Origin of the sequence: Tersicoccus phoenicis (assembly GCF_001968835.1) — a bacterium.
Taxonomy (GTDB): Bacteria; Actinomycetota; Actinomycetes; order Actinomycetales; family Micrococcaceae; genus Tersicoccus; species Tersicoccus phoenicis.
The window spans coordinates 14,283-31,861 of the sequence record NZ_MRDE01000010.1 but is presented as its reverse complement, the minus strand read 5'-3'; the positions used below and the strand labels follow the sequence as shown (position 1 = coordinate 31,861).

The window sequence follows — 17,579 nt, the reverse complement described above, 5'->3', positions numbered from 1 at the left end:
ACCACGATGAACTGACCCGAGCACCACCTCATGGCCAACACCACCGAACCCCCGGGTGGGCAGATCTGTTGGCCATGACCAGGCAGTTTCCCTGGCCACCAGCGGGCAATACTACTGACCACACGCGGGCAGTTCGTACTGGCCATTGACAAAGGTCGGGGGAGGGGACGGAGACCAGTTCTGAACGCTGCTCCAGCACGCCCTTCCGGAGCCCGACGCGAGCAGACTCCGCTGCCAGCAACACGACCGGCGCTTCGACCACGATCCCGCGAGGCACCAGCGCTCGTCGCCAGTGTCGCTCGGCCACGAGCGCCTCTCCGAAACGACTGAGGTCCACCTGTGGGCCACCGAGCCAGCGTCGATGCTTGACGCAGACCATGCCGATGTCGGGGCGTCGTCCTTGGGCGTTCCGGTTCCCGCAGCGGTGGCACAGGGGGCGGTCGATGACCCAGTTGCCGCCCACCGTCTGCGGCTCTGTGAAGGCACGCTCGTGCAGGCCCCCGAGTGCGCGCCACACGGCCTTTCGTCCGGGGTGGGAGCGAGCCTTGGACTTGGGGAACTGACCCTGCGCTCGCAGCGTCCGCTCCAGGTCCTCGACCCGGAAGCGGTTGCGCCCCGCGTGGCTCGTGGCGTAGGAATCCACCGCCTCGCCGCCGATGAGGCGTGTGGGGATGGGCAGGGGCTCGATCACCTAGGCCGACACCTTCTTGCCCGGACGCTCAGCCTTGACGCGCTCCTTGCTTTCGCGGGCGAGGTCGGCGCGGTAGTCGGGCAGGATCGCCTCCAGCGCCTTTCGGTCCAGGTGCTCTCGCCCGTCGATGATGGCCTCGACCTGCCCCTTGCGCAGGAGGGTGCGCAGCGAGCCGATGACGCCGCCCGTGACCGCGTGAAGCCATGCTGCCTCGTCCATGAGAGTGCTGGGCCAAAGGGAACTCGCGCTCGAACAAGGCCACCACCTTGTCCCACTCCGCTCGGTGGGCCGCTGAGCCGATGGAGTGGGGCTGCATCTGGATCATGGTCGCGCGCCCCTGCATCTGCGCCCCCATTGCGCCGCCAAGGAAGTCGGAGTTGGGCAGGTCGACACCGACGTAGAGGAAGGTCGCGGGGACACGCTCAGAGAAGGACTTCAGCGCCGAGGCTGCCTCCATCCCTGCCTGAGCGCGGGTGCGCAGGTGCTGCACCTCGTCCAGGATCACCATGGACGTCCCCAGGTCGCGCAGCGTCTCCACGACTCGCTCCATGATTCGATCCGTCGTCTCGCGCGGCGGTACCGGCATGCCGAGAGTGGCGGCGAAGCGTGACATCAGACCCTTGGGTGAGGTCTGCGGCGGGGTGGAGACGTAGAGGACGGGGAGGAAGTCTGCGTCGTCCTCGCGGGCGTGCTTGGCCCGCTCTCGCTGCTCATGGGTGCGTCCGAGATACATCGCAGCGGTGCTCTTGCCGAGAGTCTGGCTGCCGGAGATCGCGAGGGACTGTCTTGCCGTGAACTGCGGACCACGGTTGAGCGCGGTGACGATCCGTGCTTCGCGGATCAGTCGGTTGAGGTCTGGGGTCGGCAGGACGATGGGGGCGTTGACGAAGGCGATCCGCTCGTCGTCGTACTGCTCGCGCTCCAGCGGGTTGAGGGCATCGCGCTCACGAAGGCTCAGCACCTGCGGGCGCAGGACCTCGTGAGCCATGAAGGTGCGCCACGAGGTCAGTGAGTCCGGGGTCCAGGCAGTCTCGGTCATCTCGGTCCTCACAACAGTCGGTCGGGAAGGTCGGGCAGGGTGCGGCGCTTGGTCGCAGGTGCCTCAGGAGGCTCGGAGATTTCTCTGTCCCCGTCGTCATCCATGACAGCGAGGGCGGGCACGCTCGGCTCCGTGCGGCGGCGGGCGGCGAGGCGTTCGTGGCCGGAGACGTCCAGACCCGACTGGATGCGGATGATCTCTTCCAGCACCTTGTGCTGCGGCATGGTGGAGTCACGCTTGGCCACGGCCCGTCGAGCGGCTTCGAGCACGGCGCTGGAGAAGGGTGCCAGAGCCTTGTCGTCCAACTGCCAGTGCGCCTCGATCCAGCGCCCCTGACGGTGGTCACGCACGAAGATCATGTTCATCCGAGCGGGGTCGTAGCGGACCTCCCAGCCGTCCTTCGCCCTGCCTCCGAGGCCGGAACGCTGACCGCGCAGGGGGAGCAGCGCCGGGTCGTCGTAGACGATGCCGGAGTAGTTCACGCCGTAGGGCTGGATCGAGCGGAAATCCATCGGGAGCAAGGAGATGTAGTCATCACGGGTGAGCGCCACCGCAGGGGTCGGGGCGATGCCGGACAGCGCCGCGTACATCTCGTTGGGCGACAGGGCTTGCTTGGGCATCGCGGCAACGGTCAGACCCTTGCGCGGCTTGGTCTGCCACTCCTGCACGAGCCACTGATCGAGGAGCGACTGCACCTGACTGATGGTCCAGTACGCCTCCTTGCTGGGGTCCTCGCCACGGCGGCTCACGCTGCGACCGACGTAGCCCCGCAGATACTGGATGAGGCCGTCGTGGACCGCCCCGAACTGTCGTTCGATGTGCGGCTTGGCGGTGGGGGTGCCCGGGGGAGCGGGGATGACGCTGATCTGAAGCCGCTCACAGGCCATCTGGAAGACCGACCCGGTGTAGACCCTGCCCCGGTCGATGGTGATGGTTTCGGGGTAGATCAGTGGCCGGGCAGCGATCCCGGCTCGCAGCGTCTCGTCCGGTTCGATCATCCCGGCAGGCAGGACCGAGCGGGACAGGGCCAGTTCCTCGTTCCAGCCGGGCTGCATCGGTAGGGGAGTCAGGGACCGAGCCAGGACCAGGGCGGCCACGTCGATGCCCTTGGTGGCCTCCGGAAAGAGCATCGCGGCAGTCGGGGTCATCGTCGCGACGTCGATCATCGTCGTCAGTTCCGGGCGTCCCGTCGTCCCGTCCGGGAAGACCACCATGAGGTCCAACTTCGTGCTGTCGATCTCCACCAGTTCGCCCGGTCGCAGGGGAGAACGACGACCGTAGGCGCGGTCCGGGCGGTTGGCCTGCGTCCGGCGCAACGTTGCGTCGCCGAACGGATGACGGTCCTTCTCCTGCGCCGCGATAAGGCGGTACATCGTGTTCTTCGACGGCACCTCGATGCCTTGCGCCTTGGCCTTGACGGTGACTCGGGTGATCACTCGGGTTCGGGTGCCCGTACTGACCGTCTCCTGCGCCGCGATCTCCTCCTTGATGAGGTCGAGCAGGCGAGCGTCCTGCTCACGGCCCGGGTTGCGCTGTCGGCGCTTGCGCCCATCCACCAACCCCGCCACGCCCTCCTTGCGGTAGGCGTAGACGTGGCGGCGCAGCGAGCGTGCTGAGACAGGGCGGTCCGAAGTGGCGAGTTCGTTGGCCTTGGCGCTGACGCGCTGAAGCAGAGGCAGCGACTGGTCGTAGTCAGGGTTCAGGGAGATTTCCGTGTCCCCGAACAGAGCCAGGGGAGGGGTGCCATGGACGATCTCGTGAACATGGCGATAGAGCCACAACGCCTCGTCCCGAGTCTGCTGATCGAGTGAGTCCAGCACGCTGATGTTGTCCAGCACCGGCAGTCGGTCCGCTGCGTCCGGTTCGTAGGAGTCGTCGCCCAGCAGTTCGGCTACCCCGACATGGCGAATGCGGTTGGTCGTCATCGACTTCAGGGCCAGTTTTGCCCCGTCCTGCGCCACGACCTGAAAGGTGTCAGCGTCGTAGGAGATGAAGTCGAAGAGCCGGACGGACCTCATGGGCTCACCGCTGCTGAGACGACCGATACGGTGGAAGACAGGTCGAGCGGGGCATCGAGGTGCACCGCGAGTACGCCGTGCCAGAGCAGGTGGAGGACGTTGCCGTGGACGACGGGCTTGGATCGGCCCGTGGTGCGAGCAGCACGTCGCACCCCGGCATCGAGAGAGGTCTCGGGCTCGAAGGCGGCGACCAGTGGCGCAACGTGTTCCGCGCCAGGGGAGTAGCGGTCCTGTCGGAAGCCAGAGAGGAAGGTCAGGGCCGACAGGCGGGGCTCAGGCAGGCCCGTGAAGACTTCATACTTCCACCCAACCTCCTCACACACCTCCCGCGTCATCGCGAACTGCACCTCGCTGCCTTCCACCTTGTCCGGACGCTTGACGTCCACCACTAGGCCATCTCCGCCCGCCAGCCGACAGAAGTAGTCCGGGACGTGCCCGCGATGACCCTTGGTGCCCTTGGGCCACTTCAGGACGAAGGGCTGCCACGACAGGCCGAGGATCGAGGCGTCGAAGTCGGCGCTCATCACGTACTCGCGCTCCAGGAAGGACTCGTGGTGGACGAAGCCGCGCGTCGTCGCAGCCCAGTAGTCGCCCTCGTAGACGTTCTTGCCCTTCCAGGACGGCACGGACCGAGCAGGCTCTGCGTCCTCGAAGGCGATGGTGGCGAGGTCCGGGTTGATGGCGTGCTCGACGCTCTGCCCGTCGAGGCGGTACGAGATGACGGTGTGGTCAGCCGTGTTGAGGTACAGCGGCTGGTGCGCCCGTCCGGCCATGCTCTCTCCTTCATGGGCCAGGTTTCGCGGGAATCGTGCCTGCTACTATAGCCGGTCCACGTTTGGTGGGGAAGTCGCCATCTTTGGTGGGACCAGACAAGGCGTGATTCATCAGATGAAATACGCAGACTGTTGTTTGACATAATGTCGATTATCGGCGATCAAGAACCGGTAGCATGCCCTACGTCCGGCCGCCGGCTAGGCCGCCAGCAGCTCGACAGCGTAGGCCGCGAAACGCGGGTCGGCCGTGACGACGGTCAGGCGCTCCACCACCGCCTGGGCGATGATCAGTCGGTCGAACGGGTCGCGATGGTGAACGGGAAGATCAGCAACCGCGAGCCCGTGAGTCGGCGAAAGCCCGAGGGTTCGGACGCCGGAGTCCACGATCCGTGCCTGCAGGTCGTGGGGTACCTCCACCTTGCCCACCGATGCCTTGATGCCGACCTCGGCGAAGGACGCCACGCTGACGAGCAGGTCATCGGCCGCTGCGATCGCATCCCTCGCCGGCTCGGACAGTTCACGCTCGCCGGAGAGTTGCCACAGGACAACGTGAGTGTCGAGGAGCAGCCTCACGAGTCGAGCATCTCGTCGAGCTCGGCGTCGGTGAACTCGAAGTCGTCGCCGATCCTGATCTGCCCAGCCGAGGAGCCCCACGCGGCGAGGAACCGCGCCCCCGGTTTCGTCGGCTCGAGCGCCACGAGCCGCACGACCGGCACGCCATCCCTAGCGATCTCCACGTCTTCGCCGGCCAGGGCGAGGGCGATCAACTTCGACAGCTCCGTCTTCGCCTGTCCGACATTCACCGTGGTCATGACACGAGTCTAGGCATCTTGGCCAATAGTGGCCAAGGTGCATGACCTGATCTCGTCCGCGGCGAGCGGGTCGCGATCATCGGTACGGTGCGGGGACCGATCCCGGCACCGCGCGGCGGGCACGGCTACGCGTTGGACCCTGGGGCGGCAGCCCGCCTGAGCCAGTCCCCGAGCAGTGCCGCCAGGAACAGGTCGGCCGTGGCCGCCCACCCGACGGTGGAGTCCCGCCGGCCGGCGATCAGCAGGACGGGTCCGGCGTACGGCTTCCCCGGTGGCGTGGTGAGCTCCCAGCGCTGCCCGATCCGTTCCATCGCGGCCGTGTCCACCAGCTCGGCCGCCGGCGATACGTACTGCTCGTAGCGCGCCAGCATCTCCGGCGTCTGGAGCACGAAGTAGTCGCGTAAGCCGGCGTCGCCGAGGTCGTCACGAGCGGTCACGGGCGCGTGAGCGGGGACGTCGTGCGTGCCGGCCAGGAGCGGGCAGATCAGGGCCAGGCCGGCGACGCGGTCGGGGTGTCGTGCGGTGTATCCCTGCGCATAGTAGGCGCCGGCCGAGTGCCCGACCAGCAGTACGTCGTCCGTGCCGACCACCTCATCGACGAAGCCCTTCAGGATATCGAGCACGTCATCGGCGCTGGTGAGCGACGGTGGGGCCGTGGACCGGCCCATCCCCGGCAGGTCCGGATAGATGCGCCGATGCACGTCCCCGCCGGCCAGCGCCGGATCGAAGCACGCCTCGGCCTCGCGGTGATCGACGCCGGCACCGTGGAGCACCAGCACCGGACTCCCCCGGCCGTGCTCGACCCAGTGCACGGTGGCGTCCCCGACCTCCAGTTCCATGCGGTCACCGTAGTCGTCGGACGGCTGATCGGCACCGGCACGACCGCCACCGATCGCGCTAGGCTCGCGCCATGACCGACCTGACGGCCTTCGCCCGCGCCGAACGCGCCGATCTCCTCGCCGCCCGCTCCAGCCGCACGTGACCGGCCCCCTTTCCGCGCCCGGCCACGCGCCGAATCCGGTCCACCACGTCGAGTTGTGGACCGACGACCTGGCGGCGTCCGAACCTTCCTTCGCGTGGCTGCTGTCCGCGCTCGGCTGGGATGCGGACCACGACTCGGGGTGGCCGAGCGGCCGCATCTGGCGCCACCCGACCGGCGTCTACCTCGTGCTGGAGCAGTCCCCCGACGTCGCCGGTCCGCACGACCGGCTGCGGGCCGGGCTGAACCACCTCGCGCTTCGCGCCGCCGACCGGGCAGCACTGGACGACCTGCGCGCGGCGTGTGCCGCCCACGGCTGGACGGAACTCTTCGCGGAGCGGTACCCGCATGCGGGCGGACCCGACCACACCGCGCTGTTCCTGGAGAACGTGCAGGGCTTCGAGGTGGAGATCGTCGCGGACTGACGGTCCCGACGGCTCCGCGCTCCCGAGGCTGCAGGGCGGTCAGGCCTCCGAGAGCGCGCCGGCCGCGACACTGGACGCGGCATCGCCTGGCCTCGGCCCCTTCAGTGTCGCCTCGATGATCTCCAGAATGTAGGGAGCGACGACGGCGCGGGAGATCCGCAGGTCCGCCACGAACGTGCCACGCGCACCGTCGGCCACCCAGGACTCCACCACGGCCAGATCGTCCAGCGTCCGCACCACCGTCGTGCGGCAGCCGAAGCCCTCCGCGACCTGCGCGAAGTCCACCTCGTCGATCAGCATGACGTCCTGGTCCAGGCCCTGGGAGCCGTACTGGTGCACTTCGGCCCCGTACGCGGCGTCGTTGAACACGAGCACGATCGCGCTGGCCGCGGTGCGGGCCAGGGAGTCGAGGTCCGGTAGCCCCATCAGGCCGCCGCCGTCACCGATCACGGCGATCACCGTCGCGTCGGGGCGGGCGGCGGCCACGCCGGGGGCCGACGGCAGGCCGAGTCCGATCGACTGGAAGGCTGTACCCACGAGGGTGAGGCTGTCCGCGGCGGGCAGCTCGAGGTAGGCGTTGGCCCAGCCGATGAAGTGACCGCCGTCGGAGACGACCACCCGGTCGGTCGGCAGCACATCGTTCAGCCGCCGCATCACGCTGCGCGGGTCCAGCCGGCCGTCCGGTGCCGTCCGCTCCCCCGGGTCCCGGTCGAAGGTGAGCCTCCCGTCCCGGGCCGTCTCGGCCGTGCCGCCCCAGCGCGGCGTCGACGACGGGCGATCGTCCAACTCGCTCAGCAGCGCTCGCACGGTCAGGGTGGCGTCGCCGCGGACGACGTCGGTCACGGCCGCGTGCAGCGCGTGCTCGGCCAGGTCGACCTGGACGACCCGGGCGTCGGGCGCGAAGGCCTGCCCGAACGCGGTGGTGAACTGGTTCAGGCCGGCGCCGACGACCAGGACGACGTCGGCGGCGCGGATCAGCTTCGCCGATGAGGCGGAGGCGAAGCCACCGGCGACGCCGAGGTCGTACGGCCGGCCCGCGAACAGCCCGCGGGCCGGGGCGCTGCTCGCGGTCAGCGCGCCGACCCGGTCCCCGAGCGTGCCGAGTTCATCGGCCGCGGCCTTCGCGCCACGGCCGGCGAGGATCAGCGGTCGCTCGGCGCCGGCGAGCAGGTCCGCGATCCGCGTGACGGCGGCCGGTTCTGGGGCCGGCGGCGCCGGCAGTGGCGGCAGCGCCGGGATCCCCGACTCGGTGGTCGACGCGTTCACCAGGTCGTACGGCAGTGCCAGCACGACCGGGGTGCGGTGGACCAAGGCGTGGTGCAGCGCTTCGATCGCGGTCCGGCCCGGTGCGTCGTCGTCGAGCGTGAAGGTGGGAACGCCGACGGCCGCGGCGACGGCCGTCTGGTCCACGTCCCGCGGGCGCGGTCCGGCGGTCGGTTCAGCGCCGGTGATGACGAGCAGTGGCGTGCGGGCCTGCGCGGCCTCGGCGAGGGCGGTGAGCGCGTTGGTGAAGCCGGGCCCGTAGGTGGTGGTGGCGACGGCGATCCGCCCGCACACCCGGTGATACGCGTCGGCGGAGGCGACCGTCGCGGTCTCGTGCCGCACGGCGGTGATCCGCACCGGCGTCGCCCGCAGGGCGTCGAGGAACCAGGCGTTCCCGTTGCCCATCAATGCGAAGGCCTGATCGACGTGGGCGGCGAGAACGGTGGCGAGTCGTGCGGACACGGTGGTCATGGCGGGGTCACTTCCTCGAAGTCGAACGAATCCTCAAAGTCGAACGAACGGTCGCGACGTCGAACAGCGACGTCTCCTCCACTCCGGCAACCGTAACGGCGCCACAATCACGAAAGGCACCAACGTGCCATTCGCGGCGGTCGCAAGGGAGGAGGCGATCAACGCGCTCTGGCGCTCTTCAGTGGAGAAACCCGGATCCCACGCTGGCTCCCAGGGCCGCAGGTGATCCGCACTTCCCGAAACGATCGCCGCGAGTTCGGCAGCGTCATCGAATGGAGAACGCGGATGCGAATCACAGATCCAGGTGTAGGCGGATCGCCTCGTCGAGCTGATCCGTGAGGGCTTGGTTCAGGTGACCGATGACCGGCCCGACCCGATCGACCGAGACGGACCGGATCTGCTCGGCTTGTGCCTTCGAATCCGCGGGCAGGCCGGTCTCATCTGCCAGGAGCAGAAGCTGGAAGGACAATACCCTGCTGACGTTGCTGGTGACCGGTACCACGGTCACAACTCCACGTCCGAGTCGGCTACTGGTCGCGTTCGCTCGATCATTGCTGACGACGACGGCGGGCCGACGCTTGTTGGCCTCGTTCCCGCGGGCGGGTTCGAAGTCCACCCAGCGGATTTCACCGCGACGCACCGGCGACCCCGTCACCGCTGGTCAGGTCCCACACCGCTTCCTCGCCACCGGCCTCCCATTCGTCCCAGGCGATCGCGTATTCCTGTTCGAGGCCGCGCTCCGTGAGCGTGCGGACCGCCTGCTGTACGGCAGCTGAGCGAGATGACAGTCCGTGCTCCGCTGCGAAACGGTCCAACACGGCGACGTCCTTCTCCGGCAAACTGATACTGATCTTCATACCGCTCATACTACCTTCGGTAGTACGCCACCGCGTCGGATGACGACGGCCGCTCGGCCCTGTCCGGCCCCGCTGACCGCCCCACCGCGCTACGGTGGCCGCATGGCACGGCACGGCGGACCGCGCGGCACCCCCGCCACCCGCGTCCTCGCGGCCGCCGGCGTCCCGTTCACCGAGCGGCCCTACCCGCACGACCCGGCGGTGGCATCCTTCGGCCGGGAGGCAGCCGAGGCTCTCGGTGTCGACCCGGCGCGCGTGTTCAAGACCCTCGTGGTCGACACCGGGGCCGGCCTGGCCGTCGGCATCGTGCCCGTCGACGCCACGCTGGACCTGAAGAGGATGGCCGCCGTGCTCGGGGTCAAGCGCATGGGGATGGCCGACGTGAATGACTCCGAACGCGTCACCGGATACGTCGCCGGAGGAATCTCCCCGCTCGGGCAGCGACGAAGGCTCACCACGGTGCTCGACGCCACCGCGCTCGATCACGACACCGTGCTGGTCAGCGGCGGGCGGCGTGGTTTCGACGTCGAACTGCGGCCGGACGACCTCGTGACCCTCACCAGTGCGGTGATCGCCGTCGTCGCCGCCCGCTGATCGGCCGGTTGACACGCGGCGTCGCTCAGTCCCCGTCGAGCCGCGCGGCGACCTGCTCCGCGAGCCGGTGGGTCGCCTCGTCGTAGAGCACCAGCGTCGCCGTCGACACCGACGTCGGTGTGTCGCGCAGCGTCGTCAGCGCCTGAACGATCGCGTCCTCCTTCGGCCACCGGTAGACGCCGGCCGAGATGAGCGGGAAGGCGATGGTGGTGGCGCTGATCTCGTCGGCGACCGCCAGACTGTTCCGGTAGCAGGCCCGGAGCAGACCCGACTTGTCCTTCGTCTTCGCCCACGTCGGTCCGACGGTGTGGATCACCCAGTGGGCCGGCAGCTTCCCGGCGGTGGTCGCGACGGCCTCGCCGGTGGGCAGGCCGTCGGCGTAGCGGTCCGCGCGCAGCAGCCGGCACTCCTGGAGGATCGCCCGGCCCCCGGCGCGGTGGATGGCGCCGTCGACGCCGCCGCCCCCGAGCAGGGTGTGGTTGGCGGCGTTGACGATCGCGTCGACGGTCCACGTCGTGATGTCGCCCCGCGCCAGCTCGATGTCCATGTGCGTCATCGTGGCACAGGGGATGACGGCGGTGGGTGAGAGCCCTTGTCACACCTGCGCAACGGTGGTTCGCTGGCACCATGAGCAGCGAGAACCACACCCCCGACGAGCACCTCACCGACGCCGAGCTGCTGCGCCAGCAGGTCGGCAGTACCGGCGACACCGAACGGGCCGGTGGCCCGGACACCGAGTCGCCCGGCGAGACCGTCGCCGGCACCGACCCGGACGCCGCGGCGACCCTGACGAACGCTGAGCAGCAGGTCGGTGGTCCCACGCTCGGCCGCTACCAGGGCGAGCGGCACAGCGACGAGCCCGACGGCGGTACCGACCCCACCTGACCGACGCACCCGGTCTACCATGACGCCTGGACCGGCTGGGAATCGCAGCCGTCGAGAACCGGACGGGAAAGGCAGACGCGATGAGCGAGGACCGGGACAGCACCTGGCGAGACTTCGGCGATGCGGTCAACATGACCGCCTCCGAACTGGAGAGCTGGCTGGACACCGACGAGTCGAAGGAGGTCGGCCAGAAGAAGGACGGCGGCGAGTCGACCGGGCACGAGAGCGGGCGGCACATCATCGCGATCCTGCGGAAGAAGAAGGCCGATCTGACCGACGGCGACTGGGACCACATGGTCAAGGTCGTCGGCTACGTCAAGCGGCACTCGGCGCAGCGCCCCAGCCACGACGTCGAGCACACCCGGTGGCGGTACTCACTGATGAACTGGGGCAACGACCCGCTCAAGAAGAAGTAACGCCGGGAACGGCACGGCAACGCCGAACGGGCGGGAACTCCATGTGGAGTCCCCGCCCGTTCGGCGTCCGGTGCGTCAGGCCGCGGCGGTCTGCCGCGCGGGGCTGACGACCTCCTCACGACCGGCCTCGGGCCGCCGCGTGGTGAACCGCTTGAGCCCGATCAGCACCGCGGCGGAGACCACCATGCCGATGACGATCGCGAGAATGAACCCGAGCGGGTTGTTCATCGCGAAGAAGACGAAGATCCCGCCGTGCGGCGCCCGGGAGGTGACGCCCAGGCCCATGATCGTGGCTCCGGTCACCGCGGCGCCCACCATCGACGCCGGGATCACGCGCAGCGGATCGGCCGCCGCGAACGGGATGGCGCCCTCGGAGATGAACGACGCGCCCAGCAGCCACGCCGCCTTGCCGTTCTCTCGCTCGGCCAGGCTGAAATTCTTCCTGTCCAGCGCGGTGGCCAGAGCCAGGGCCAGCGGCGGCACCATGCCCGCCGCCATCACGGCGGCCATGATCCCGTAGGGCGCGGTGTTGGTCACCGATCCCGCCGCGAGGCCGGCGACGGCGAAGGAGTAGGCCACCTTGTTGACGGGACCGCCGAGGTCGAACGCCATCATGAGGCCGAGGATGATGCCGAGACCGATCGCCGCGGCACCGCTGAGCCCGGTCAGCCAGCTGTTGAGCGCGGTGGTGAGCCAGACGATCGGCGCGCCGAGGATGAACAGCATCAATCCCCCCGCGATGAGCGAGGCGAGCAGCGGGATGATGACGACGGGCATCAGGCCCCGCAGCCAGCGCGGCGCCGTGAGGTGGGCGAAGTAGTGCGCCACCGCACCGGCGAGGACGCCGCCCACCAGGCCACCGATGAATCCGGCCCCCATGAAGACGGCCACCGCACCGGCGGTGAAGCCCGGGGCGATGCCGGGACGGTCCGCCATGCCGTAGGCGATGTAGCCGGCCAGTGCCGGCACCAGGAAGCCCATCGACAAGCCGCCGACCTTGAAGAAGATGACTCCGAGATACAGGCCGAACGGCCCGAGGAAGCCGAGCGGGCTCTGCGTCTGGACGTTGGTCGGCAGATCCCAGATCGAATTGTTCGTCAGGATGTTGTCCGCGAGGCTCTTGCCGTTGTTCTGTGCCAGGGCGATGTCGTACCCGCCGAACAGGAAGCCGAGTGCGATCAGCAGACCGCCGGCGGCGACGAACGGGATCATGTAGCTGACGCCCGTGAGCAAGACCTTCTTGGTCTTGGCGCCGAAACTCTCGCCGGCGCCTTCGTCGATGGATCCCGTGTCCCCGGCACCGCCGACGCGGCGGGCGTTGGGATTGTCGGCCGCCGCGAGGGCCTCCTCGATCATCGTCTTCGGCTCGTCGATGCCGCGCTTGACCGGGCCCTGGATGACGGGTTTACCGGCGAAGCGCCCCTTGTCCCGCACGTCGACCTCGACGGCGAAGATGACGGCGGCGGCGTCGTCGATGACGTTCTTGGGCAGCGGGGTCGCCCCGGCCGAGCCCTGGGTCTCGACCTGCAGCGGCACCCCCATCTCGTCCGCGGCCGCCTGCAGGGAGTCGGCGGCCATGTAGGTGTGGGCGATGCCGGTCGGGCAGGCCGTGACGGCGACGAGGGACTTCCGCCCTCCCCCACCGGCCCCGGCACGCGAGTCGGCACCGGAGTCGGCAGCGGCGTCGGCGGCGGACCCGGCTGCGGCGGTCGCCCCGGCGCCCGTGGTCGACGGCGTGGTCGCGCTGCGCTCCTCGGCTGCGGCCTCGGTGACGCCGGTGCCGGCGCCGCCGGCCTGCGCGGGGGCGCCCGCCGGCTCGTCGCTGATCGCGTTCTCCACGAGATCGACGACGTCCTGCGGCGTGCGGGCCGCGCGCAGGGCCGCCGTGAAGTCCTTCTTGATCAGTGACCGGGCGAGTTTGGCCAGCAGTTTCAGGTGCGCCTGGTCGGCGCCCTCGGTGGCGGCGATGAAGAAGACGAGGTCGGCGGGGCCGTCGTTGGCGCCCCAGTCCACGCCCCGCGGCAGTCGCGCCATCGCGAGCGACGGCGTCGTCACGTGCGCGGACTTGCAGTGCGGGATGCCGATGCCGCCGGGCACGCCGGTCGCGGTCTTCGACTCGCGAGCCCACGCGTCACCGTAGAGGCCCTCGAGGTCGTCGGCGCGACCGGCCGTGACGATGCTGCTGGCCAGGTGCCGGATCACGGCGGACTTGTCCGACCCGAGATCCCGGTCCAGAGTGACCAGCTCCGGAATGATCATCGATGACATGTCATCTCTCCTTGTGGTTGGCACCTTCGTGGGTGACGATTCAGGCGGTGCGGGCGAACGGGGTGAGCACGACGGCGTCGGGCGTCGTCTGCTCGAGCGTGGGCACGGTGGATCCGGGCAACGAGGCGGCGGCCGCGCCGTGGGCGACGGCCTGGCGGGCACAGCCGGCCAGATCGGCGCCGCGAGAGCTGGCGATCAGGTAACCGGCCAGGGCCGAGTCACCGGCACCGACCGTGCTGCGGGCGGTGACCGGCGGATGGGCGGCGCGGAAGGTCTCCTCCGCGGTGACGACCAGAGCGCCTTTCGAACCGAGCGTGGCCAGGACGGTGCCGACCCCGCGCTGCACCAGCCCGGCGGCCGCGCGGGCTGCCTCCTCCGGATCGGACTCGAGGCCGTCCCCGGACCCGACGCCGGTCAGTTCGGCCAGCTCCTCGGCGTTCGGCTTGATCAGATCCGGGGCCGCGCCCGGGCCGGCGGCCAGGACGGTCGCCAGCGGCGCCCCGGAGGAGTCGACGGCGATCCGCGGCGCCCGTGCGCCCCAGCGGGTCCGGACCTGACGGATCACCTCGACGTAGAAGTCGCCCGGCAGCCCCGGCGGAAGGGATCCGGCGAGCACCAGCCAGGCCGCGTCGGCGCTGTGCGCGGTGATCAGGGCGAGCAGGTCGGCGCGCTGCGCGTCGGTGATGTCGGGCCCGGGCTCGTTGATCTTCGTGGTCGTGCCGTCCGGTTCGGTGACGGTGACGTTGCTGCGCAGCGCCTGCCCGATCGGCAGGTTGCGGTGCGGGATGGCCTCGGTCCGCAGGGCGGCGACCACCGGATCGTCGTCGTCGCCGGGCAGCAGCGCCAGGGACTGCTCGGCCGAGGCGACGAGTGCCCGGCTGACGTTCACGCCCTTGCCGCCGGGCTGCTGGCCGGCGGCGACGGCGCGCTGCACCTGGCCGCGGGTGAGCGGGCCGGGCAGGTCGATGGTGCGATCCAGGCTCGGATTCGCGGTGAACGTGATGATCATGCGACCAGGACCTCGACTTCCGCCTCGTGCAGGGCTTCCCGGAGGGTCCCGGTGGGCTGCGCATCGGTGATCAGGGTGTCCACGGCGCCGAGTTCGGCGAACTGGACCAGCGCCGTGACGCCGAGCTTGGTGGCGTCGGCGAGGACGACCACGCGGTGGGCGTTGCGCACGAACGCGCTCTTGATGGACGCCTCGTGCGCGTCCGGGGTGCTCAGCCCGAAGGCGGCGTCGACGCCGTTGGTGCCGACGAAGGCGATGTCGGGGCGAAGCCGGTTCATCCGTTCGACGGCGACCGGCCCGACTGCGGCGCCGGTGGTGGGCCGCACCCGTCCGCCGAGCACCTCCAGCTCGACGTTGGGGGCACTGGTGAGGGTGCTGGCGACCGGAAGGGAGTTGGTGATCAGCAGCAGCGCAGAACTCCGGTCGGCGCAGGCCGGGCCGAGCCGGGTGGCCAGAGCCGTCGTCGTCGTCCCCGCGTCCAGGACCACCGACCCGGTCGCCGAGGTCGGGACGAGGTCGAGAGCGAGGGCGGCGATCCGGGCCTTGGCGTCGATGTTGCGGCGCGCTCGTTCGGGCAGCGGCGCCTCGGCGAGACTGACCCGGCTGGCGGCGACCGCTCCCCCGTGCACCCGCCGCAGCACGCCGTCGGCCTCGAGCAGGCTCAGATCCCGGCGGATCGTCTCCTGGGTCAGGTCGAACTCGCTGGCCAACTCGCCGACGCTGACGCGCCCGGCGTCCGCGATCCAGCGTGCGATCCGCAGCTGCCGTTCCTCCGCGAACATCCCACTCCCTCCACCTGCCGGTCACTGCCGTGGTGGAGCGGAGTGAGCCCGCTCACTGGCGTGTGACAGGCACGACCCTACGTGGGTTCATCTGTGAATGTCAAGCAAAACAAAACAAACACAGACGAACCCACGTCGGGAAGGGGCTGGACCCGAGCGCTCAGCCGGCCCGGACCGGCAGCCAGCGCTGCCACCACCGCAGGATCGCCTCGAAGCGCTGCTTGCGGTGATGTGGTGTCCCGGCACGGGACAGCTCGTGGTCCTCTCCGGGGAAGACGAGCAGCTCGCTCTCCACACCGGCGTCGAGCAGGCGCTCGAAGTAGTTCTGGGCCTGCGGCAGGGGGCAGCGCAGGTCCTGCTCCGAGTGGATCACCAGGGTGGGGGTGCGGACCCGATCGGCGACGGCGAGCGGGCTCTGGGCGCGTACGATCCCGGGGTCCCGACCGACGTACTCGTGGCCGAAGAACGAGCCGATGTCCGAGGTTCCGGCGAAACCGTCCGGGTCGAGGAAGCCGCGTTCGACGATGGCGGCGGCGAACCGGTGGTCGTGGGCGATCAGCCACGCGGTGAGGAAACCCCCGTAGGAGCCGCCCATCACCCCGAGCCGGGTGCCGTCCAGTGCCGGGTCGGCCGCGATGGCGCCGTTGAGGAAGGTGAGCACGTCGGTCGCGTCGACGGTGCCCATCGCCTGCCGGATGGCGCGGCCGTGCTCCTGCCCGTAACCGGCGGAGCCGCGCGGGTTGCACATCACGACGGCGTAGCCGGCGGACGCGTAGACCTGCGCCTCGTCGAAGAGGTTCCAGCCGTACTGGGCGTACGGGCCACCGTGGATGTTCAGCAGCACCGGGTGGGGGCCGGGGCCGGACGGGGTCAGCACCCAGCCGTGCACGGGATACCCGTCGGCGGCCGTGACGGTGCGCTCGACCGGCGTGATCAGGTCGGCCTCGGCGCGCAGGCCGGCGCTCAGATCGGTCAACGGCCGCACACGGCAGCCTCCTGCGTCATCTCTCCGCGGGTCACCGACCAGCAGCGCGAGGTCCCCGGCGGAGGCGGGGGTGCTGTGCGCGATGACGATCCGGCCCGCGGCGGCGGCGACGCCGGTGACGACGTCGTCGGCGCTGTGCAGGGTACGCACGTCGGCCATGTCGCCGTCACCGGGGTCGACCCGGACCAGCTCACCACGGCCGCGGGCGTTGACGACCACGAGCACGGCCCCGTCCTCGGTGAGGACGAGGCGGCCGTCGCCGCCGGACGGGTCCATGGTCTCGGGGTCGGTCAGGCGGCGAACGGCATCCGGCCCGTCGCCCGTCTCGAGCAGGTAGACGGCCTGGTTGCGGGCGACGAAATCGCGGCCGTCCGGGCCCGTGTCACCGGCCAGGACGTAGAGGAATCGGCCGTCCGGGGTCGGCGTGACGGAGGCGGCGGCCAGGTCCGGCGCAGCACCGCTGACGAGTCGGGGCATGGCGGCGCTGGTGTCGGTGGCGTACACGCCGGCGCGCAGATCCGTGTCCTGCGTCGAGTGCAGGGCGGCGACGAAGTAGATGGTGTGCCCGTCCGGGGCGAACGCCGGGGAGCGGTAGTCGGCGATGCCGTCGGTCAGTTGCCGCAGGCGCGGGACGAGCGCGTCGGCGTCGGCGGCGGCATCGCCGGCGCCGGCCGCCCTGGCGCGGCCGACCGGCGCGACCGGGGGCTCCGCGTCGAGGTCGGGCAGCTCCAGCAGGAACAGCTGGGCGGGCCGATCCCGGGTGTAACCGACACCGTTGGCCTGATAGCGGTGCCCGGTGATCAGGCGGGGGTCCTCCGCACCGGCGCTGACGCCGTCGAGCGAGCCGTAGCGGCCGGCGTCGGGCTCCCGCGAGACCAGCACGACGCTCCGGGAGTCCGGTGAGAAGGCGAAGTCGCTGACCCCGAGCAGTCGGTCCGTCACCACGCGCGGCTCACCTCCGTCCGCGGCCATGATGGCGAACTGGGCCGGTCCACCCTCGGACCGGAGGAACCCGATCAGTCGGCCGTTGGGACTGTAGCGCGGGGTGGAGTCGTGCCGACCCTGGGTGAGCCGGCGCGGGGGCTGCACGGGGGTGACCGAGGTGTCGTCCTGGCCGCCGTCGCCCAGCGGAAGGGTGAGGAGCTGACCGACGTACGCGTCGGCCGCCAGGTCGGGCCGGGAGGTCGACACGATGACGCGGGAGCCGTCGGGATGGATGGTGGGAGTGCCGGGGGTGACCAGCAACTCGATCTGTTCGGGACGCATCGCACCAGCCTACTGAGCCGTCGGCGGCAAACGTGACCGGGCTCAC

At 70.2% G+C, this 17,579-nt stretch carries 18 protein-coding genes; 4 read left to right on the top strand and 14 right to left on the bottom strand.

Annotated features, from left to right (window positions below):
* Positions 1-719 precede the first annotated feature (719 nt).
* From BKD30_RS02335 to BKD30_RS02310, 6 genes are all read right to left on the bottom strand, one after another.
* On the bottom strand, positions 720-1,730 hold the full coding sequence (locus BKD30_RS02335; protein ID WP_143588019.1) for a TniB family NTP-binding protein: 1,011 nt from the start codon (positions 1,728-1,730) through the stop codon (positions 720-722).
* 8 nt (positions 1,731-1,738) lie between these two features.
* Positions 1,739-3,748, bottom strand: coding sequence for a Mu transposase C-terminal domain-containing protein (locus BKD30_RS02330; protein ID WP_076701446.1), 2,010 nt, complete (start codon positions 3,746-3,748; stop codon positions 1,739-1,741).
* Complete coding sequence (locus tag BKD30_RS02325; protein WP_083955938.1) at positions 3,745-4,521, bottom strand: TnsA-like heteromeric transposase endonuclease subunit; 777 nt, start codon at positions 4,519-4,521, stop codon at positions 3,745-3,747. The genes BKD30_RS02330 and BKD30_RS02325 overlap by 4 nt, the downstream gene beginning before the upstream one ends.
* Before the next feature lie 198 nt (positions 4,522-4,719).
* The gene (locus BKD30_RS02320) at positions 4,720-5,094 is read right to left on the bottom strand and encodes a type II toxin-antitoxin system VapC family toxin (protein WP_076701443.1); all 375 of its coding nucleotides are present in this window, start codon (positions 5,092-5,094) and stop codon (positions 4,720-4,722) included.
* Positions 5,091-5,333, bottom strand: a complete 243-nt coding sequence (locus tag BKD30_RS02315) for a type II toxin-antitoxin system Phd/YefM family antitoxin (RefSeq protein WP_076701440.1) — start codon at positions 5,331-5,333, stop codon at positions 5,091-5,093. Before BKD30_RS02315 ends, BKD30_RS02320 begins: the two co-directional genes overlap by 4 nt.
* A gap of 125 nt (positions 5,334-5,458) precedes the next feature.
* Positions 5,459-6,172, bottom strand: a complete 714-nt coding sequence (locus tag BKD30_RS02310; protein ID WP_076701438.1) for an alpha/beta fold hydrolase — start codon at positions 6,170-6,172, stop codon at positions 5,459-5,461.
* 139 nt (positions 6,173-6,311) lie between these two features.
* On the opposite strand from BKD30_RS02310, the gene BKD30_RS02305 reads away from it, so the two are divergent.
* Positions 6,312-6,737 (top strand): VOC family protein, encoded by a 426-nt coding sequence (locus BKD30_RS02305; protein ID WP_076701435.1) that lies wholly within the window; start codon positions 6,312-6,314, stop codon positions 6,735-6,737.
* Between the two features lie 39 nt (positions 6,738-6,776).
* On the opposite strand, the gene BKD30_RS02300 is transcribed toward BKD30_RS02305, so the two are convergent.
* From BKD30_RS02300 to BKD30_RS02290, 3 genes are all read right to left on the bottom strand, one after another.
* The gene (locus BKD30_RS02300) at positions 6,777-8,471 is read right to left on the bottom strand and encodes a thiamine pyrophosphate-binding protein (RefSeq protein WP_076701432.1); all 1,695 of its coding nucleotides are present in this window, start codon (positions 8,469-8,471) and stop codon (positions 6,777-6,779) included.
* A 292-nt stretch (positions 8,472-8,763) separates the two neighbouring features.
* Positions 8,764-9,087 (bottom strand): type II toxin-antitoxin system PemK/MazF family toxin, encoded by a 324-nt coding sequence (locus BKD30_RS02295; RefSeq protein ID WP_328586887.1) that lies wholly within the window; start codon positions 9,085-9,087, stop codon positions 8,764-8,766.
* A 10-nt stretch (positions 9,088-9,097) separates the two neighbouring features.
* A complete protein-coding gene (locus BKD30_RS02290; RefSeq protein ID WP_076701430.1) occupies positions 9,098-9,328 on the bottom strand; it encodes a ribbon-helix-helix domain-containing protein in 231 nt (76 codons plus the stop codon).
* A gap of 102 nt (positions 9,329-9,430) precedes the next feature.
* Between BKD30_RS02290 and ybaK the strand changes: the two genes are divergently transcribed.
* Positions 9,431-9,922, top strand: a complete 492-nt coding sequence (ybaK, locus tag BKD30_RS02285; protein ID WP_076701427.1) for a Cys-tRNA(Pro) deacylase — start codon at positions 9,431-9,433, stop codon at positions 9,920-9,922.
* A gap of 25 nt (positions 9,923-9,947) precedes the next feature.
* Here ybaK and BKD30_RS02280 read toward each other — a convergent pair whose 3' ends face one another.
* Entirely contained in the window at positions 9,948-10,469 is a 522-nt protein-coding gene (locus BKD30_RS02280) for an O-acetyl-ADP-ribose deacetylase (protein ID WP_173893002.1), read from the bottom strand.
* An 80-nt stretch (positions 10,470-10,549) separates the two neighbouring features.
* On the opposite strand from BKD30_RS02280, the gene BKD30_RS02275 reads away from it, so the two are divergent.
* Together BKD30_RS02275 and BKD30_RS02270 are read left to right on the top strand one after the other, a co-directional pair.
* The gene (locus BKD30_RS02275; protein WP_076701422.1) at positions 10,550-10,807 is read left to right on the top strand and encodes a hypothetical protein; all 258 of its coding nucleotides are present in this window, start codon (positions 10,550-10,552) and stop codon (positions 10,805-10,807) included.
* An 80-nt stretch (positions 10,808-10,887) separates the two neighbouring features.
* The gene (locus BKD30_RS02270) at positions 10,888-11,223 is read left to right on the top strand and encodes a DUF3140 domain-containing protein (protein WP_076701419.1); all 336 of its coding nucleotides are present in this window, start codon (positions 10,888-10,890) and stop codon (positions 11,221-11,223) included.
* A gap of 75 nt (positions 11,224-11,298) precedes the next feature.
* Here BKD30_RS02270 and BKD30_RS02265 read toward each other — a convergent pair whose 3' ends face one another.
* The 4 genes from BKD30_RS02265 to BKD30_RS02250 form a co-directional block, all read right to left on the bottom strand.
* The gene (locus tag BKD30_RS02265; protein ID WP_076701417.1) at positions 11,299-13,491 is read right to left on the bottom strand and encodes a PTS fructose transporter subunit IIABC; all 2,193 of its coding nucleotides are present in this window, start codon (positions 13,489-13,491) and stop codon (positions 11,299-11,301) included.
* 40 nt (positions 13,492-13,531) lie between these two features.
* Positions 13,532-14,500 carry a 1-phosphofructokinase family hexose kinase gene (locus tag BKD30_RS02260; RefSeq protein ID WP_076701414.1) on the bottom strand — a complete coding sequence of 323 codons (969 nt, stop codon included), beginning with the start codon at positions 14,498-14,500 and terminating at the stop codon, positions 13,532-13,534.
* Positions 14,497-15,282 carry a DeoR/GlpR family DNA-binding transcription regulator gene (locus BKD30_RS02255; RefSeq protein ID WP_076701413.1) on the bottom strand — a complete coding sequence of 262 codons (786 nt, stop codon included), beginning with the start codon at positions 15,280-15,282 and terminating at the stop codon, positions 14,497-14,499. Before BKD30_RS02255 ends, BKD30_RS02260 begins: the two co-directional genes overlap by 4 nt.
* A 160-nt stretch (positions 15,283-15,442) precedes the next feature.
* Positions 15,443-17,533 carry a S9 family peptidase gene (locus BKD30_RS02250; protein WP_076701410.1) on the bottom strand — a complete coding sequence of 697 codons (2,091 nt, stop codon included), beginning with the start codon at positions 17,531-17,533 and terminating at the stop codon, positions 15,443-15,445.
* Positions 17,534-17,579: the final 46 nt, after the last annotated feature.